This window comes from Methylobacterium sp. Leaf399 (assembly GCF_001424525.1).
Classification (GTDB): Bacteria; Pseudomonadota; Alphaproteobacteria; order Rhizobiales; family Beijerinckiaceae; genus Methylobacterium.
The window spans coordinates 46,553-64,043 of sequence record NZ_LMQK01000023.1; the positions used below are offsets into that span (position 1 = coordinate 46,553).

General features: G+C 71.4%; 12 protein-coding genes. 6 read left to right on the plus strand and 6 right to left on the minus strand.

Translation table 11 applies throughout. The features are described 5' to 3' along the window. Positions 1-15: 15 nt before the first annotated feature. The 4 genes from ASG40_RS11405 (at position 16) to ASG40_RS11420 (ending at position 6,380) form a co-directional block, all read left to right on the plus strand. A complete protein-coding gene (locus ASG40_RS11405; RefSeq protein WP_055885441.1) occupies positions 16-1,386 on the plus strand; it encodes an RsmB/NOP family class I SAM-dependent RNA methyltransferase in 1,371 nt (456 codons plus the stop codon). A 123-nt stretch (positions 1,387-1,509) separates the two neighbouring features. Continuing rightward, entirely contained in the window at positions 1,510-3,255 is a 1,746-nt protein-coding gene (locus tag ASG40_RS11410) for a heparinase II/III family protein (protein WP_055885444.1), read from the plus strand. A gap of 76 nt (positions 3,256-3,331) precedes the next feature. After that, positions 3,332-4,930: a bifunctional phosphoribosylaminoimidazolecarboxamide formyltransferase/IMP cyclohydrolase gene (gene purH / locus ASG40_RS11415; RefSeq protein ID WP_055885446.1), complete on the plus strand. Its 1,599-nt coding sequence runs from the start codon at positions 3,332-3,334 to the stop codon at positions 4,928-4,930. Between the two features lie 85 nt (positions 4,931-5,015). Next, positions 5,016-6,380, plus strand: a complete 1,365-nt coding sequence (locus tag ASG40_RS11420; RefSeq protein WP_055885449.1) for a DUF2252 domain-containing protein — start codon at positions 5,016-5,018, stop codon at positions 6,378-6,380. Between the two features lie 216 nt (positions 6,381-6,596). Here ASG40_RS11420 and ASG40_RS11425 read toward each other — a convergent pair whose 3' ends face one another. The 4 genes from ASG40_RS11425 to ASG40_RS11440 all read right to left on the minus strand — a co-directional run bounded on the left by ASG40_RS11425 (position 6,597) and on the right by ASG40_RS11440 (position 14,719). Beyond that, positions 6,597-8,384 carry an MFS transporter gene (locus tag ASG40_RS11425; protein WP_055885451.1) on the minus strand — a complete coding sequence of 596 codons (1,788 nt, stop codon included), beginning with the start codon at positions 8,382-8,384 and terminating at the stop codon, positions 6,597-6,599. Between the two features lie 284 nt (positions 8,385-8,668). After that, on the minus strand, positions 8,669-10,618 hold the full coding sequence (gene acs, locus ASG40_RS11430; protein ID WP_055885454.1) for an acetate--CoA ligase: 1,950 nt from the start codon (positions 10,616-10,618) through the stop codon (positions 8,669-8,671). Between the two features lie 175 nt (positions 10,619-10,793). Then, a complete protein-coding gene (locus ASG40_RS11435) occupies positions 10,794-12,083 on the minus strand; it encodes an ABC transporter substrate-binding protein (RefSeq protein WP_244480603.1) in 1,290 nt (429 codons plus the stop codon). A 92-nt stretch (positions 12,084-12,175) separates the two neighbouring features. Continuing rightward, positions 12,176-14,719, minus strand: coding sequence for an ATP-binding protein (locus tag ASG40_RS11440; RefSeq protein ID WP_055885456.1), 2,544 nt, complete (start codon positions 14,717-14,719; stop codon positions 12,176-12,178). 201 nt (positions 14,720-14,920) lie between these two features. On the opposite strand from ASG40_RS11440, the gene ASG40_RS11445 reads away from it, so the two are divergent. Both ASG40_RS11445 and ASG40_RS11450 read left to right on the plus strand, forming a co-directional pair. After that, the gene (locus tag ASG40_RS11445) at positions 14,921-15,409 is read left to right on the plus strand and encodes a phasin (protein WP_055885459.1); all 489 of its coding nucleotides are present in this window, start codon (positions 14,921-14,923) and stop codon (positions 15,407-15,409) included. A gap of 205 nt (positions 15,410-15,614) precedes the next feature. Further along, the gene (locus ASG40_RS11450; RefSeq protein ID WP_055885461.1) at positions 15,615-15,938 is read left to right on the plus strand and encodes a hypothetical protein; all 324 of its coding nucleotides are present in this window, start codon (positions 15,615-15,617) and stop codon (positions 15,936-15,938) included. Positions 15,939-16,014: 76 nt separating this feature from the next. On the opposite strand, the gene ASG40_RS11455 is transcribed toward ASG40_RS11450, so the two are convergent. Then, the gene (locus tag ASG40_RS11455; RefSeq protein ID WP_055885463.1) at positions 16,015-16,689 is read right to left on the minus strand and encodes a L,D-transpeptidase; all 675 of its coding nucleotides are present in this window, start codon (positions 16,687-16,689) and stop codon (positions 16,015-16,017) included. A 183-nt stretch (positions 16,690-16,872) separates the two neighbouring features. Next, positions 16,873-17,490 carry a bifunctional 4-hydroxy-2-oxoglutarate aldolase/2-dehydro-3-deoxy-phosphogluconate aldolase gene (gene eda / locus ASG40_RS11460; protein WP_055885466.1) on the minus strand — a complete coding sequence of 206 codons (618 nt, stop codon included), beginning with the start codon at positions 17,488-17,490 and terminating at the stop codon, positions 16,873-16,875. Between the last annotated feature and the right edge of the window lies 1 nt (position 17,491).

The window sequence follows — 17,491 nt, forward strand, 5'->3', positions numbered from 1 at the left end:
AGCAAGGTGGCATTCATGGCGGCTCGCCGCAACGCGCCCGGTCCCGCGCCGGCGCTCGATTCCAGCGTCGCCGGCCTCGCCGCGCGCCAGGTCGCGCACGCGGCCGTGGCCGATCTCATCGGCAAGGATCGGGCCTTCGCCCTCGACGACGCCCTCGCCCAGGCCGACCGGGACGGGCGCCTCGAGCCGGCCGATGCCGGGCTGGCCCGCGCCATCGCCACGGCGACCTTCCGCCGCTTCGGTTTCCTGCGCTGCGCCCTGCACGAGCGCCTGTCGCAGGGCCTGCCCGAGGACCAGCCGCGCCTCGTGGCGCTGCTCGCCACCGGGGCGGCGCAAATCCTCGACCTCAACGTCCCCGACCACGCCGCCGTCGACCTGTCGGTGCGCCTCGCCAAGGGCGATCCCCAGCTCCAGCACCTCGCCGGCCTCGTGAACGCGGTGATGCGCCGCGTGGTGCGCGAGCGCGCGGCCATCTTTTCCGCCAGCACCGACCCCCTCGGCGACAACACCCCCGGCTGGCTCGCCGCCCGCTGGCACGAGCGCTACGGACCGGAGACGGCCGCGGCCATCGCCGCCGCGCACCTGCGGGGTGCCCCCCTCGACATCACCGTCAAGGAGGATCCGCAGGCCTGGGCCGAGCGGCTCGGCGGCGTCCTCCTGGCCACCGGCAGCATCCGCCTGCACGACGTCCACGCGGCCGTCTCGGCGCTTCCCGGCTACGACGAGGGCGCCTGGTGGGTGCAGGACGCCGCCGCCGCGCTACCGGCGCGCCTCCTCGGCGTGCGGCCGGGCGAGCGCGTCGCCGACCTCTGCGCCGCTCCGGGCGGCAAGACCGCCCAGCTCGCCGCCGCGGGGGCCGCCGTGACCGCCGTCGACCGGTCCGGGCCGCGCATGGAGCGCCTGTCCGAGAACCTCGCACGGCTCGGCCTCACCGCCGAGATCCGCGTCGGCGACGCCCTGGCGCTGGGCAACGACGAGACCTTCGACGCGGTCCTCCTCGATGCGCCCTGCTCGGCCACCGGCACTATCCGGCGTCACCCGGAGGTGGCCTGGACCAAGGTCGAGGCCGACATCCAGCGCCTGGCCGGATTGCAGGCGCGCCTGCTCGACCGGGCCGCCACCCTGGTCCGGCCGGGCGGGAGGCTCGTCTACTGCACCTGCTCGATCGAGCCCGAGGAGGGCGAGGCGCAGGTGGCGCGTTTCCTCTCCCGCAACGCCGGCTTTTCGCGGGTTCCGATCCTGGCCGACGAGATCGGCGGATTGGCCGAGGCGATCGATGGCGAGGGCGACCTGCGCACCCTGCCCGCGCAACTCGACGGAGACGCGCCGGATCGTCAGGGCGGCCTCGACGGTTTCTTCGCCGCGCGGCTGACGCGCCTCGCCTGAGCCGCCGGCCCGTGCGGCCGATCCTTATGCTTAACCGCCGGTTAAGCCCCGTGGCGCTACCGTGAGCCTGGGACCATCCTGCAGCGCCCCCTTCGGCGATGCGTCGCCGAACGAGGAGACCACGTGGGTTGGGGCGCTGATCGCTGGCGGCTATATCGGCTCATCGGGGGCGAGGCCCTGCGCATGGTGCGCGGCGCCGTGCTGCGGCTGGGCGCCCGCCCGGACGTCCTGGCCGGTGCGCGGGTGACCGGCGTGGTGATCGCCCCCCACGACCTGCGCACCAGCGACGCCACCTTCGCCGACGACATCTATGCCGGCCTGTTCGTGTTCTCGGGCCGCTCGCTCTCTGTGAGCGGACGCTCGCCCTTCGATTACGCGCCCCCCTCCCCCGAATGGGCCGATGCGCTCTACGGCTTCGGCTGGCTGCGCCACCTTCGCGCCGCCGACACCGCGCTGGCCCGCGCCAACGCCCGTGCCTTCGTCGGTGACTTCATGGCCGGACGGGGCGACGCCGCCCTGGCGCGGCCGACGGCGGTGGCGGCGCGGCGCCTCATCGCCTTCCTGTGCCAGTCGCCGCTGGTCCTCGAAGGTGCCGACCACGCCTTCTACCAGGCCTTCCTCAAGACCCTCGGCCGCTCGGCGCGCGACCTGGAGCGCGACCTGCGCCGCACCGGCCTGCCGCAGACCCGCCTCGTCGCCGCGGTGGCCCTCAGCTACGCCGGCCTGTGCTGCGAGGGCATCCAGCCGATCCTGCGCCGCGCGACCCGTGTGCTCAGTCGCGAACTCGACCGCCAGATCATGCCCGACGGCGGGCACCGCAGCCGCGACCCGCGCTTCGCGATGGAACTGCTCCTCGACCTCCTGCCCCTGCGCCAGAGCTTCCTCAGCCGCGGCGTCGATCCGCCCGACGCGCTGCTGCGGGCCATCGACCGGATGCTGCCGCTGCTGCGGCTCCTGCGCCACGGCGATGCCTCGCTCAGCCATTTCAACGGCATGGGGGCCACGGCGGCCGACCACCTGGCCACCCTGCTCGTCTACGATGGCGCTCTGGCCCAGCCGATGATGCACGCGCCCCATTCCGGCTACGAGCGGCTGGAGGCCGGCCGCGTGGTGGTGGTGGCCGATGTCGGCGCACCGCCGCCGATGCTCGCCTCGGCGCGCGCCGGGGCCGGCTGCCTCTCCTTCGAGATGTCGAGCGGGCCCCAGCGCATCGTCGTCAACTGCGGTCTGCCGGCCAGCGGCCCGGAGCTGCGCCGCCTCGCGCGCAGCACCGCCGCGCATTCCACCGCCAGCGTCGCCGACACCTCCTCCTGCCGCTTCCTCGCCGGCGGCGCCTGGTGGGGCGAGGCCCGGGCGATCGACTGGCTCTCGAACCGGATCGGATCGGTGGTTCTGTCCGGCCCCCGCGAGGTCCGGGCCGAACGCACGCGCGACGGGCAGGCCCATGTGCTCGCCGCCCGCCACGACGGTTATGCGGCCGGCTTCGGGCTGATCCACGAGCGCCGCTGGCGGCTGCCGGCGGACGGACGTGCCCTCGAGGGCGAGGATTCCTTCGTGCGCGAGGGCAAGAGCAAGGACAAGGGCCGCCTGCGCACCCACGAGGTCGCGATCCGCTTCCACCTCCATCCGGGCATCGCGGTGCGGGGTCGGGCCGGCGACGGCCTCGAACTCGCGACCCCGCAGGGCGAGGTCTGGCACTTCGAGGCCGAATCGGACGAGGACGCCCTCGACGTCGCGATCGAGGAGAGCGTCTACTTCGCCGGCCTCACCGGCGCGCGGCGCACCGACCAGATCGTAATCTACGTCACGGTGGCCGCCGCGGCGCGGCTGCGCTGGCGCTTCGCCATGGTCGACGTGAGGCCGGCGTAAGATCGGGCCTCCCTGGCCCGGCCGGCCGGTTTCGTGCTACCCGCCGCAGCCCGACCCTTGTAAAAACGAGTTGCCGATGCCGTCCGATGCCGTGCGCATCACCCGCGCCCTCCTGTCCGTCTCCGACAAGACCGGCCTCGTGGAGTTCGCCCGCGCGCTGGCCGGGCACGGCGTCGCGCTGCTCTCCACCGGCGGCACCCACCGCGCCTTGCGCGAGGCGGGGCTGGCGGTGATCGAGGTCTCCGACGTCACCGGCTTTCCCGAGATGATGGACGGGCGCGTCAAGACCCTTCACCCGGCCATCCACGGCGGGCTGCTGGCGGTGCGCGCCAACCCCGAGCACCAGGCGGCCATGGCCGCCCACGGCATCGGGCCGATCGACCTCCTCGTGGTCAACCTCTATCCGTTCGAGGCGACGATCGCGCAGGATTGCACCGACGCCGAGGCGATCGAGAACATCGACGTCGGCGGCCCTGCGATGATCCGGGGCGCGGCCAAGAACCATGCTGACGTGGCGGTGGTGACGGATGTCGCCGATTATCCCGCCCTCCTCGCCGAGCTGGACGGCCGAGAAGGGACGCTGAGCAGCGTCACCCGGCGGCGCCTCGCGGCCAAGGCGTTCGCGCGCACGGCGGCCTACGACGCGGCCATCGCCAACTGGCTGGCGGCCCGCGCCGGCGAGCCGGAGACAGCGCCGTTCCGGGCCTTCGGGGGCACCCTGGCGCAGGGGCTGCGCTACGGCGAGAACCCGCACCAGGCCGCCGCCTTCTACCGCTCGCCGGGCAAGGCGCGGGCCGGCGTCGCGACGGTGCGCCAGCTCCAGGGCAAGGAACTGTCCTACAACAACCTCAACGACACCGACGCGGCCTACGAATGCGTCGCGGAGTTCGATCCCTCCTCCGCGGCCGCGGTGGCGATCATCAAGCACGCCAACCCCTGTGGCGTCGCCACCGGCACCACCTTGGCCGAGGCCTACGAGCGGGCGCTCGCCTGCGATCCCTCCTCCGCCTTCGGCGGCATCGTCGCCCTCAACCGGACGCTGGACGCCGACTCGGCGCGGCGGATCGTCGAGATCTTCACCGAGGTCATCATCGCGCCGGACGCCACGCCGGAGGCCGTCGCCATCGTGGCCGCCAAGAAGAACCTGCGCCTGCTCCTGGCCGGTTCGCTGCCCGATCCGCGTGGCGCCGGCGAGACCGTGCGCACGCTCTCGGGCGGGCTGCTGGTACAGGGACGCGACAACGCCGTCGTCGACGACATGGCCCTGCGGGTCGTGACCAAGCGCGCGCCCACCGAGCGGGAGCTCGCCGACCTGCTGTTCGCCTTCCGGGTCGCCAAGCACGTGAAATCGAACGCCATCGTCTACGCCCGCGACGGCGCCACCGTCGGCATCGGCGCCGGACAGATGTCGCGGGTCGATTCCTCGCGCATCGCCGCCTGGAAGGCGGCCGAGGCGGCCGCACGGGGCGGTGCCACCGAGAGTCTGGCCAAGGGCGCGGTCGTGGCCTCGGACGCCTTCTTCCCCTTCGCCGACGGCCTGATCGCGGCGGCGGATGCCGGCGCCACCGCGGTGATCCAGCCCGGCGGCTCGATGCGCGACGACGAGGTGGTGCGGGCCGCCGACGAGGCGGGCCTCGCCATGGTCTTCACCGGGCACCGCCACTTCCGGCACTGAGGGCATACGGGCGTCGCCGGTGGCCTCGCCCGCCGATCGGACTGCCGCTACGGTCGACGCACCATCACCGGAGCGTCCACCCACCATGACCGAGTCGTCCGCCTATCACACCCGGAGTGCGCGCTACGCCGTCGGGGAGGCGCTCGCCAGGGCGACGCCCCATGCCGAACATGCCGCCTGGCAGCCCAGGCCCGATCGGGCTCCCCTGGCGATCCTCGCCGAGAGCGACGCCGAGCGGCTGCCGGACCTGGTGCCGCGCCGCTACAAGCGGATGGCCGAGAGCCCCTTCACCTTCCTGCGCGGGGCGGCGGCCGTCATGGCCCGGGACCTCGTCGGCGCGGCCATGGCCGGCGTGCCGGTCCAGGCCTGCGGCGATTGCCACGTCGGCAACTTCGGGCTGTTCGTGAGCCCCGAGGGCCGGGTGCTGTTCGACATCAACGATTTCGACGAGACCCTTCCCGGCATCGACTTCACCGTCGACCTCAAGCGCCTCGCCACCAGCATCGTGGTGGAGACCCGGGCCGATGCCCATGCCGATGCGGACACCGCCCGTGCGGCGGCGCAGGCGGCGCTGCGGGCCTATCGCGAGCACATCCACCATCTGGCGGCGCTGGAGCCGCTCGCCTGCTGGCGCAGCAACATCGACCTCGACCACGAGGTGGCGCACATCGACGACGACGGATCCCGCGACGAAGCCGAGCGCGGTCTCGATGCCGGCCTGCACCAGGAGACCGTCAAGGCCGACATCCCCGAACTCGACCCCGCCACCCAGGACGGCGCGCCGGCGACCTGGCGCATCGCGGACAAGGGCAAGAAGGTGTTCCACGTCGCGCCCAACGGCGACCGCGAGCCGGTGGAGGATGCGCGCGCGGCCCTGATCGCCTATCCGGCCGGCCTCGCGCCGGAGCGGCGCGGCCTCGTCGAGCGGTACGCCCTGCGCGACGTCGCCTTCAAGGTGGTGGGCATCGGCTCGGTCGGCCGCGTCTGCGCGGTGGGGCTCTACACCGATGCCGACGGTGCGCCGCTGTTCCTCCAGGTCAAGGAAGCCCGGCAGTCGGTGCTGACGCCCCTCGTCCTGGCCAGCGCCCGTGCGGCGGCGACGGAGGGCTTGCGCGTGGTCGAGGGCCAGCGGGTGATGCAGGCGGCGACCGACATCTTTCTCGGCGCGGCGCAATCCCCGACGAGCGGCCGCTCCTATTACGTGCGCCAGCTCAAGAACAAGAAGCTGTCGGACGTGGCCGACCTGATGTCGCGGACCGAGCCGAGGCGCTACGCCGCCCTGTGCGGGCGGACCCTGGCCCGCGCCCACGCCCGCTCGGGCGAAGCCTCGACCATCGCCGGATACATGGGCGAATCCGACGGCCTCGACGAGGCGATCGCGCGGTTCGCGATGACCTACGCGGATGAGACCACCGCGGACCACGCGGCGCTGCTCGCCGCGAGGGGGTGATACGGTTCCCGCTCGAATCAAGCGGGAACGGTCTCACCGAGCCCGCGCGGCGCTCGAGCGAAGCCGACATCCGCTTTGCGAAGCCATCGAACGGATGTCGTATGACCCCGAGCTTCGGGCGGTGTCCCTGCGATCCGGCGCAGGCCGGCCCGCCCCAAAAGAAAAAAGGCCCCGTCGCGAGACGGGGCCTTCTCTCATGTCGCGGTGTGGTTCACCTCAGCGCGTGGGCGCCTCGTCGTAGGTGAAGATATCGCGGTCCTTGGTCTCCGGGATGAAGAGGGCACCGATGACCGCGGTCGCGAGAGCGATGACGATCGGGTACCAGAGCCCGAAGTAGATGTCGCCGGTCTGGGCCACCATGGCGAAGGCGGTGGCCGGCAGCAGGCCGCCGAACCAGCCGTTGCCGATGTGGTAGGGCAGCGACATCGAGGTGTAGCGGATACGCGTCGGGAACAGCTCCACCAGCGCCGCCGCGATCGGGCCGTAGACCATCGTCACGTAGAGGACGAGGATCGTCAGGATGCCGATGATGGTCAGCTTCTGGACCGTGAAGATGTCGATCATCTTGGCGAAGTTCGACAGGCCGTCCTTCGGGTCGATGGCGATCTTCACGATGCTTGGGTTGGTGGCCGTCGGGTAGCCGGCGGCGGTCAGCGCTGCACCCACGTCCTTGGCGAAGGCCGGATCGGCGGCGGCGAACTCCTTGCCGGCGACGGTCACGGTGGCCTTGGTGCCGGCGGCGACCGGCTCGGTGGTGTAGTTCACCGCGGAGCGGGCGAGCAGCGCCTTGGCGATGTCGCACGAGTTGGTGAACTTGGCCGTTCCCACCGGATTGAACTGGAAGGAGCAATCCGCCGGGTCGGCCTTGACCACCACCTGCGTGTTCTGCTGGGCCGCGTGCAGGGCCGGGTTGGCCGCAGCGGTCAGCGCCTTGAACAGCGGGAAGAACGTCAGGGCCGCGATCACGCAACCGCCGAGGATGATCGGCTTGCGGCCGATCTTGTCGGAGAGCGAGCCGAAGAACAGGAACCCGCCGGTGCCGAGGATGAGCGACCAGGCGATGAGCACGTTGGCCGTGAACTGGTCGACCTTCAGGATCGTCTGGAGGAAGAACAGCGCGTAGAACTGGCCGGTGTACCAGACCACGGCCTGGCCGGCGGTGAGGCCGAGAAGCGCGAGCAGCGCCCACTTGGCGTTCCGCCATTGGCCGAAGGCCTCCGAGAGTGGCGCCTTCGAGCCGGTGCCCTCTTCCTTCATCTTCTTGAAGGCCGGGCTCTCCTGCATCTGCAGGCGGATCCAGACCGAGATGCCGAGCAGCACGATCGAGACCAGGAACGGAATGCGCCAGCCCCAGGCGGCGAACGGCGTGATCGTGCCGGCGGTGCCATCGGCCAGGGTGGTGGCCACGGGGGCGTAGTTGGCGTTCACGTAGATCTGGGTGAACAGGATCACCATCAGCGACAACAGCAGCCCGAGGGTCGCCGTGGTCTGGATGAAGGCGGTGTAGAAGCCGCGACGGCCGCGGGGGGCGTGCTCGGCCACGTAGACGGCGGCGCCGCCGTATTCACCACCGAGCGCCAGACCCTGGAGCATGCGCAGGGCGAGGAGCGCCACGGGGGCGACCCAGCCGACGCCGTACTCGTTCATGGTGGCGTAGGAGGGCAGCAGGCCGACGACGAAGGTCGAGATGCCCATGATCAGGATGGTGACGAGGAAGGTGTACTTGCGGCCGACGAGGTCGCCGAGCCGGCCGAACACCAGGGCGCCGAAGGGGCGCACGAGGAAGCCCGCGGCGAAGGCGAGCAGCGCGAAGACGTTGCGGGTGGCTTCCGGATAGGCCGAGAAGAACTGCGCGCCGATGATCGCGGCGAGCGAACCGTAGAGATAGAAGTCGTACCATTCGAATACGGTCCCCAGCGACGAGGCCAGGATGACCTTCTTCTCTCCGGCGCTCATCGGTCGCGCCGCCTCCTCCGTCACCGGTGTCGCACTTGCAACAGCCATGGCCCCGTCCCTCCCAAGATCTTTTGTTTTGATTGTCGCGATGCGCCGGACCCGGCGCGGTTCAGATTAGGCGTCGATCGCCGCCGCGTCTGTGTCGACGGGATGCGGCGGGACCCGCATTTCCGCCACGCGGCGATACCGATACGGCCAAGTTACCGCAAGGTTTGACCGGGCCCAACAGTGAAAAGGAAATTTACCATCGACGCAAAGCATTTTGTAACAGCTTTGCGCGAACGCGGCTGCCGGAGAGGGTCGCAAGTGCCCGGCAGCCGCGCTCTCGGAGTCTATTGGGCCCGGTTCTGACGGTTCTCGATCAGGTCGTCGACCACGGCCGGTTCGGCGAGGGTCGAGGTGTCGCCGAGCGCCGAGAACTCGTCTTCGGCGATCTTGCGCAGGATCCGGCGCATGATCTTGCCCGAGCGGGTCTTGGGAAGTCCCGGCGCGAACTGGATCAGGTCCGGCGACGCGATCGGCCCGATGTCCTTGCGGACCCAGGTCACGAGTTCCTTGCGGAGCGCGTCCGACCCCTCCTCGCCCTCCATGAGGGTGACGTAGGCGTAGATGCCCTGGCCCTTGAGGCTGTGGGGGTAGCCCACCACCGCCGCCTCCGAGACCTTGGGGTGCGCCACCAGGGACGATTCGACCTCGGCCGTACCCATGCGATGGCCCGACACGTTGATGACGTCGTCGACTCGGCCGGTGATCCAGTAATAGCCGTCGGCGTCGCGCCGGCAGCCATCGCCGGTGAAATAGAGATTGGGATAGGTCGAGAAGTAGGTCTGCTCGAAGCGCTCGTGGTCGCCGTAGACCGTGCGCATCTGGCCCGGCCAGCTGTCGGCGATGCAGAGGTTTCCCTCGCACGGGCCGTCGAGGGCCTTGCCCTCGGCATCCACGATCAGCGGCTGCACACCGAAGAACGGCCGCGTCGCCGAGCCGGGCTTGAGCTTGGTGGCACCGGGCAGCGGCGTGATCAGGATGCCGCCGGTCTCGGTCTGCCACCAGGTGTCGACGATGGGGCAGCGCGAGTCGCCGACCACCCGGTAGTACCAGTCCCACGCCTCCGGGTTGATCGGCTCGCCCACCGAGCCGAGCACGCGCAGGCTCGCCCGCGAGGTCTTCTTCACGGGGCCCTCGCCGCCGCCCATGAGCGAGCGGATCGCGGTGGGGGCGGTGTAGAAGATGTTGACCTTGTGCTTGTCGACCACGTCCCAGAAGCGGGAGTTGGTGGGATAGGTGGGGATGCCCTCGAACATCAGCGTGGTCGCGCCGTTGGCGAGCGGCCCGTAGACGATATAGCTGTGGCCGGTGACCCAGCCGACGTCGGCGGTACACCAGTAGACTTCGCCCTCGCGGTAATCGAAGACGTATTCGTGCGTCATCGCGGCGTAGACGAGGTAGCCGCCGGTGGTGTGGACCACGCCCTTGGGCTGGCCGGTGGAACCCGAGGTGTAGAGGATGAAGAGCGGATGCTCGGCCTCCACGGGCTCGGCCGGGCAATCGTCGGTGACCTGGGCGGCGGCCTCGTCGTAATAGACGTCGCGGCCCGGCTCCATCGGCACGGAGGTGCCGGTGCGGCGCACCACCACGACGTGGTCGACGGCACCGGGCCCGAGCCGGGCCAGCGCCGCATCGACGTTGGTCTTGAGCGGGACCTTGCGGCCGCCGCGCAGGCCCTCGTCGGCGGTGATGACGAGCTTGGAGGCACAGCCCTCGATGCGGCCGGCCAGCGAATCGGGCGAGAATCCGCCGAACACGATGGAATGGATGGCGCCGAGCCGGGCGCAGGCCAGCATCGCGTAGGCCGCCTCGGGGATCATCGGCAGGTAGAGGGTGACCCGGTCGCCCTTGGAGACGCCGCGGTTGCGCAGCACGTTGGCCATCCGGCAGACCTCCGCGTGGAGCTCCCGGTAGGTGATGTGCTTGGATTCGTTCGGGTCGTCGCCTTCCCAGATGATCGCGACCTGATCGCCGCGGGTCTTGAGATGGCGGTCGATGCAATTGACGGCGACGTTGGTGCGGCCGTCCTCGAACCATTTGATCGAGACGTTGCCGGGAGCGAAGCTCGTGGCCTTGACGCGCGAATAGGGCGTCGACCAGTCGATGCGCTTGCCGTGCTCGGCCCAGAACGCTTCCGGGTCCCTCACCGACGCCTCGTACATCGCCAGATATCCGGCGTTGTCGACACGGGCGCCGTCGCTCCATGCCGGGCTGACGTCCACGACCTTCTCGTCCATCGCGCGTTTCCCTGTTCCCGGTGCCCGATCGTATCGCGACAACGCGCGCAGCCGGTGCTTCCAGTGCCGTTCTTAGGCGTGCGCACAGGGCGGCGGCAAGGGCAAAAACGTCAATCGGGACAAGTGCTGAGCCACCCTCCCTCCCGGAGTGCCGGTCACGATCGCGGCGGCGGCGTCAGCTGCGATCGGCGCAGGGCTCGGTCCGGGCCGGCCAGTCGGGATGGGCGGCGCGGAAGGCGATGACGAGGGTGTCGAGGCGGGCATCGACGAGGGCGCGCTCCTGCGCGATCGGCGCCACCGAAGGCGCCCATTTGGCCCCGTCCCAGGTCTGCAGCGACAGGGCGGGACGGCCGCCGTGGTCGCGGCAATCGAAGCTCACCGCGCGGGCGAAGCCCGCGAGCCCGAGCTCCTTCCAGCGAATGCCGTCGATGGACAGGGTCTCGAACCCCCGCCTGATCCCGTCGCCCGTGAGGCCGCCCTGTGTTCGCCCATGCCCCCGGATCGCCTCGGCGAGCAGGACCGCGCCGTAGACGCCGCGGTTGTAGAGAGGTTCGCCGGAACCGTCTTTTGGCGTGCGCGAGAGGCCGCGGTCGATGACGTGCACGTCGATCTCGTCGAAGGCCGGGAAGTGGTCGCCGAAGGCGTGGCGGCTGACCTCGCGGAACCCGCGCGCGCCCGTGCCAAGCCGGTGCAGCACGGTGTCGTCGGGCCAGTGCAGGGCCACCAGCCTGTCCGGCGGCATGCCCGCCGCCAGGGCGTCCTCGACGGCCGTGTCCGCCTTGGGGCCGCGCCCGAGCAGGACCAGATAGTCCGGTCGCTGCGGTCCCAGGTCGCGCAGGCCGCCGGCCTCGCCGGACAGTGCGTAGAACCTCGGCGTGAAGCCGAGCCGGGCGGCGAGGTCGCGCATCACGTCGAGGGAGGCGGGATCCGCCGTCTCGGCGTCGTGGACCAGCCCGATCGAGAGGCCCGTCAGGTCGGCTTCGCGGCCGGTGAGATCGGCGATGGCACGAACGGCGACGGTGATGCCGCCCAGGGTCGCGTCCGACGGGTTGAACAGCCAGGGCATCACGTCGCCGCGGGTGGCCACGGCGAACCCGTCCGCCAGGGACAGCAGCGGAACGCGGGCTCGCCCGGCGACGGCGGCCAGCGCCCGCGTTGTCGCCCGTTCGGTGGCGAGCACCACGACGGCGCCGGCCGCCACGGCCTGTCCGTGGCAGGCGGCGGCCTTCGCCTCATCGGCACCGACCTCGCATTCGAGGATCGTGAGGGGGCGGCCCGCGACGCCGCCGTCGCGCCGGTCGAGCATCGTGAGGTAGTCGCGCGCACCGTTGGCGATGCGGGTGCCGCTCGCGGCCGCCGGCCCGGTGCGGTCGGTCAGCAGCGCCACCACCAGCGGCTCGCCCAAGGCGGTCGTGGCCGCCAGCATCGCGGCGATGCCGGCGATCCATCCCGCAGATCTGGCCATGCCGCTCGCTCCCCGCCCCGCACCGGTCCAGACCGGTACCGGAGGGCGAACCACGGCCCGGGCGCCCTGGCAAGGGCGTCGCGGGCGCCGGTTCAGGCGCTGAGGGCCGGGGGGAACAGCATCTCGACGAGGGTGCCCTCGTCCTTGTGGCTGGTGATGCGCAGGCGCCCGCGGTTGGCCTCCACCAGGGCCTTGGTCAGCGGCAGGCCGAGGCCGGTGCTGCCCCGCGGCGTCGGCGCGTCGGTCTTGCGGTAGGGTTCGAGCACGGTCTCGACCTCGTCGGGCGTCATGCCGACGCCGGTGTCGCGGACCCGCAGGGCGATCTCGCCGCGGTCGGCCATGGTGGTGGAGACGATCACCTGCCCGCCCGCCTGGGTGAAGCGGATGGCGTTGGCGATCACGTTCAGGGCCGCCTGGCGCACCGAGGGCTCGTCGGCCACGAGGCGCGTCAGGTTCTCGGAGAAGCTGGTGCGGATCACGATCCGGTCCCTGGCGGCCTGCGGCAGCATCATCGCCACGCAACTCGACACGATGTCGTTGAGCGGCACCTCGGTGAAGGCGAGGTCCCGCCGCCCGGCCTCGAGGCTCGCCAGATCGGCGAGATCCTTGACGACGGCGAGCACGTGCTCCCCGGACGCCCGGATGTCGTGCAGGCACTCCCGGTACCGCTCGTTCTCCAAGGGGCCGAACTGCTCGGTGAGCATCGCGTCGGTGAAGCCGAGGATGCCGTCGATGGGGGGGCGGACCTCGTGGTTGATCTTGGCGAGGATCTCGGACTTCAGCCCGGCCGCCGCCCGGTCCGGCTCCGCCTCCGTCTGCATCGCGCGCAGCAGCAGGAGCGATCGTCTCTCGCCCGCCCCGCTCAGGGGGACACGGCGCATCTGGAGGGTGAGCGGGCCGTTCGCGCCCTCGACGACGACCTGGCGCGGCTCCGCGCCGTCCGGCACCCGCGCGCCGGGGCGGTGGGTGACGCCGGACAACAGCGACGCGACCCCCGCGCCGACGACCTCGCGCGCATCGAGGCCGAGCAGCCGCGCCGCCGGCCTGTTGACGCCGAGGATGCGGCCGGCGGCATCGAGGGTGACGACGCCGTCGTCGAGGCTGTCGAGCACGGCCAGGACCTCGGCGGACCGGCGTCCCGCGAAGTCCTGCGCCACCCGCGCCGCGGCGAGGGCGACGTCGGGGGCCTCGGCGGCGACCTCGCGGATCAGAAGCAGCTCGGCCGATCCGCCCTGCCACGGGATCTCGCAGCGCGACACCGACACGCCGACGCTGCCGCCCTCGCGGCGGAACAGCAGCGCCGGGCTTTCCACCCGCGCCAGGTCCTCCGGTGGCCGGCCATGGAACAGGCGCGCGAGCCCCCCGGCGGCCACCAGGCCGTCGATGTCGGCGAAACCCGCCAGCGTCAGCATCGTTGGGTTGGCGAAGATCGGATGTCCGGCGCGGCAGACCAGCACCGCCGCCGGGAGCCGGACCAGGATCGCGATCGGATCGGCGCGCGCCTCGTCGCCGGGCGCGTCCGGTTCGGGCGCCCGCGGAACGGGGGCGGGAAACGGCATCACGTCGCCGCCGGGACCGTCGCGCCTTTCCGCGGTCCGGTCGGGTTCGTCGCCGGCGAAGCGCGCGCCGAGCGCCCGCGCGATCTCGCGAAAGGCATCGTGCTCGTCGCCCGACAGATGCGGATCGGACGCCGCCGCTCCGATCTCGACGGGCTCGTCCGCCGGCGGTGGCGTCGGGCCGTCGGCGATCACGGACACGGCCGGCTCCGTCACCGGATCCGAAGCCTGCGGAGCCGAATCGTCCGGCGGCTCGGCAGGGCGCTCGTCGACGGGGAGCGGGCGCAGCAGCCCGAAGCCGCCGTAGCCCGAGAACGGTTGCCCGGCGCGGGCCAGGGGCGTCCCGGAAAGCTCCATCTCGAACCGAGCCGGGGAGCCCGGCCGGCGCAGGACGAGGGAGATCGCCCTGAAGGTCCGTTGCTGCGCCAGCGCGGCGAGCAACCCCTCGGCATCGGTCAGCACCCGCGATTCGGCGAGGCCCTGCCACGATGCGCCGAGCATCGCCGATTGCACCAGCGCACCGGCCGGGCCTGCGATCGCGCCGAGGCGATCCTCGCCGTCGCTGCGCCAGGTGAAGCGCGCCGGCCCCTCGGCCGGTATCGTCGGCTCCGCCTCGGGTTCCGGCTGGGCCGCGGGTGGCACGACCCGCCGACCGACCGGCGCTTCGGCCGCGGGCCGGAGGCGGGGGAGACGGCCGGTGACGATCAACGCGATGACGGGGCCGCCCTCCCCGTCCGCCCTGACGACGAGGCAGGTGGCGGAGGGCTGGATACGGCGGCGATCGAACTGGAGCCGGGCCAGGGCCGGACCGTCGCCGCTCAGCCCGATCCGGCCGACCTGGGCCTTCAGCCCGACCGCAGGGTCGATGCGATCGCCGGCCCCGGCCAGTCCCGCCCGCAGGGGTGCTGCCGCCTCGGACGCATGGAGGATCGCTTCCGCAGCCGCGTCGAGGATCAGCAGCGCGCAGCCGGGCGCGGCCAGGAGCGGGCCGAGCCGGCGGTCGTCGGCCCACCGCGCCAAAACCACGCCGAGGGCATCGGCGCCACCATCGCGATCCTCGCGCTGCTCCCGATTGGACATTCAAACCCGTTTTGCGTCACACCAATGCGGTCTGCGACCGTTAGTACGGCATTGCGCACCAGGATGTCGGCACCTAAGGGAGCCAACACACGTTTACGCGATGTCAACCTTAATGCGCTCGGCCCGGCTGTCATAGGCGAACGAGCGTGTTATTGTGCAGCGCACAACGATGCATCAACAAGCAAGTCCGAGGAGACGATCATGAGCAACATTCCGTCCTACGAGGTTCCCGCCGAGATGCGCGATTTCGCCGAGAAGAGTGTCGATCAGGCTCGCAAGGCTTTCGATTCCTTCATCGGCGCCGCCCGCAAGACCGCCGAGACGGTCCACGGCTCCACCGAGACCGCCCGCACCAGCGCCCAGGACATGTCGGCCCGCGGCTTCGAGTTCGCCGAGCAGAACGTGACCGCCGCCTTCGACCTCGCCCAGAAGCTCGTGCGCTCCCGCGACGTCCAGGAGGCGATGCAGCACCAGGCCGAGTTCGTGCGCAACCAGTTCGCCGCGATCCAGGCCCAGGCCAAGGAGTTCGGTGGCCTCGCCCAGTCGGTGATGCAGCAGAGCGCCGAGAAGGCGAAGTCCGCCATGGAGCAGGGCGCCCAGCAGGCCCGCCAGGCGATGGAGCAGGGTACCGAGCAGGCTCGCAAGGCCGGCGAGGACATGCAGAACGCCGCCCGCAACGCCACCAACTGATTCGCGGACCCAAGTCCGTCCGTGATCCGTCCGTGACGGCCGGCCCGCCCCACGCCATGGGGCGGGCCCTTTCGTGTCCGACGGGTTTTTCGGGGTCCGGCGCCGGGCGCCGCCTTTTTTCCGGCATGGCGGGGCCATAACGCCTGCCTCGCGGCCCGCACATCGCGTTCTCGGGGGCCGGATCCTCACAGGGGCGACCACAGCCATGCGTCTTGCCTATCGAATCGGTCTCAGCGCCGTGATCCTCGCCAGCGCGATCGGATCGCAGACGGCCAGCGCCCAGTACTACGGCGGCTACGACCGTCCGCCGCCGCCCCGCTACCAGGAGGACGACGGCTACGACCGTCCGCCGCCGCGCCGCCGCGCCGTTGGACTGAACTGCGACGCTGTCCAGTCCGGCATCTCCGGGCTGCAGCCGTTCTCCTGCCCGCTGCCCGGGCCGAGGCCGCTCGGCGCCCGCTGCTTCTGCGACATGCCGATCGCCTCCTTCAGCGCGCCGCAGACGGCGGTGGGACGGGTGGTCCCGTAGGATATCGGAACGCAAGACGGCCGCGCCGCCCCGTGAGGGCGACGCGGCCGTTCTGCAAGTTCGGAAGAACCGCGGTTCAGTTCAGGACGACGACCTTGGCGCCGACCTTCACGCGCTCGTAGAGATCGGTGACATCCTCGTTGGTCATCCGGATGCAGCCGGACGAGACCGCCTGGCCGATCGTGTCGGGCTCGTTGGAGCCGTGGATGCGGTACTCGGTATTGCCGATGTACATCGCACGGGCACCGAGCGGGTTCTCGACACCGCCGGCCATGTAGCGCGGCAGGTCGGGACGACGGGCCAGCATCGCGGCCGGGGGCGTCCACGACGGCCACTCGCGCTTGGCGGTCACGGTCTTGGTGCCGGACCAGGTGAAGCCGGGGCGCCCGACGCCGACGCCGTAACGGATCGCCTCGCCACCCGGCAGCACGAAGTACAGGCGCCGCTCGGCGGTGGAGACGACGATGGTGCCCGGCTTGTAGTTGGCACTGAACGCGACGAGCTCGCGGGGGATCGGCGCCACCTGCGCCTGGGGTGCCGCCTGGACCGAATAGCCCCGCGATCCGTAGCCCGGCTCGACGCCGCGCGGCGCGGTATAGGGGTCGTAGGCCGGATCCGAGTAGTATTCCTCGCCGGCGTTGGTCTCGAATGGATCGTAGGGCGCTGCCGTGACCGGCGACGCGCCGAGAACACAGATCCCGATGACGCCTGCACCGAGAACGCCCGCGAGGGCCGTAGCCAAGGTCTTCATGATGGAACCCTTACCTGCGCGATAACTTTTGCCATACAAGCGTGGGCATAGGCGGCGGGTTCCCTGGTCTGTCGTGTTTTCGCGCACCGCGATGGACGCATGGTGAAAGGCGGATGTCTGGCGGCGATCGAAGGCAATGTCGCCGTCGAAACGTCGGGCCGACGCCGCGATCCGCAGTGCCCGTCAGGCGGTGCGCAGCCCGGCCGCCGCCGCGGCGTTGCGCCGGATCGTGTCGGGGTCCGGGGTGCCGGCCGGAACCACCCAGCTCCCCCCGACGCACAGCACGGACTTGAACGCGAGCCACTCCGGGGCCGAGGCCTCGGTGATGCCGCCGGTGGGGCAGAACCGGACCTGACCGAACGGCCCTGCCAGGGCCTTGAGCGCCTTCAGGCCGCCGGCGGCCTCCGCGGGAAAGAACTTGAACCGGTCGAGCCCGTGGTCGAGCCCGCGCATGATGTCGGCCGCATTGGCGATGCCCGGCAGATAGGGAATTCCGCTGTCGAGGGCGGCCCTGGTCAGCGGATCGGTGAGGCCGGGGCTGACGACGAAACGCGCGCCGGCCGCGAGCGCGGCGTCGAGGTCCCTGCCGTTCAGGACGGTGCCGGCGCCGACGACGGCCCCCTCCACCGTGGCCATCTCGCGGATGACCTCGAGGGCGGCGGGCGTGCGCAGGGTGACTTCGAGGGCGATGAGGCCCCCCGCCACCAGCGCCTGCGCGATGGGGATGGCGTCGCGGGCATTCTCCACCACGAGGACGGGGATCACGGGGACGGAGCGCATCAGGGCGTCAATGGCGGACATC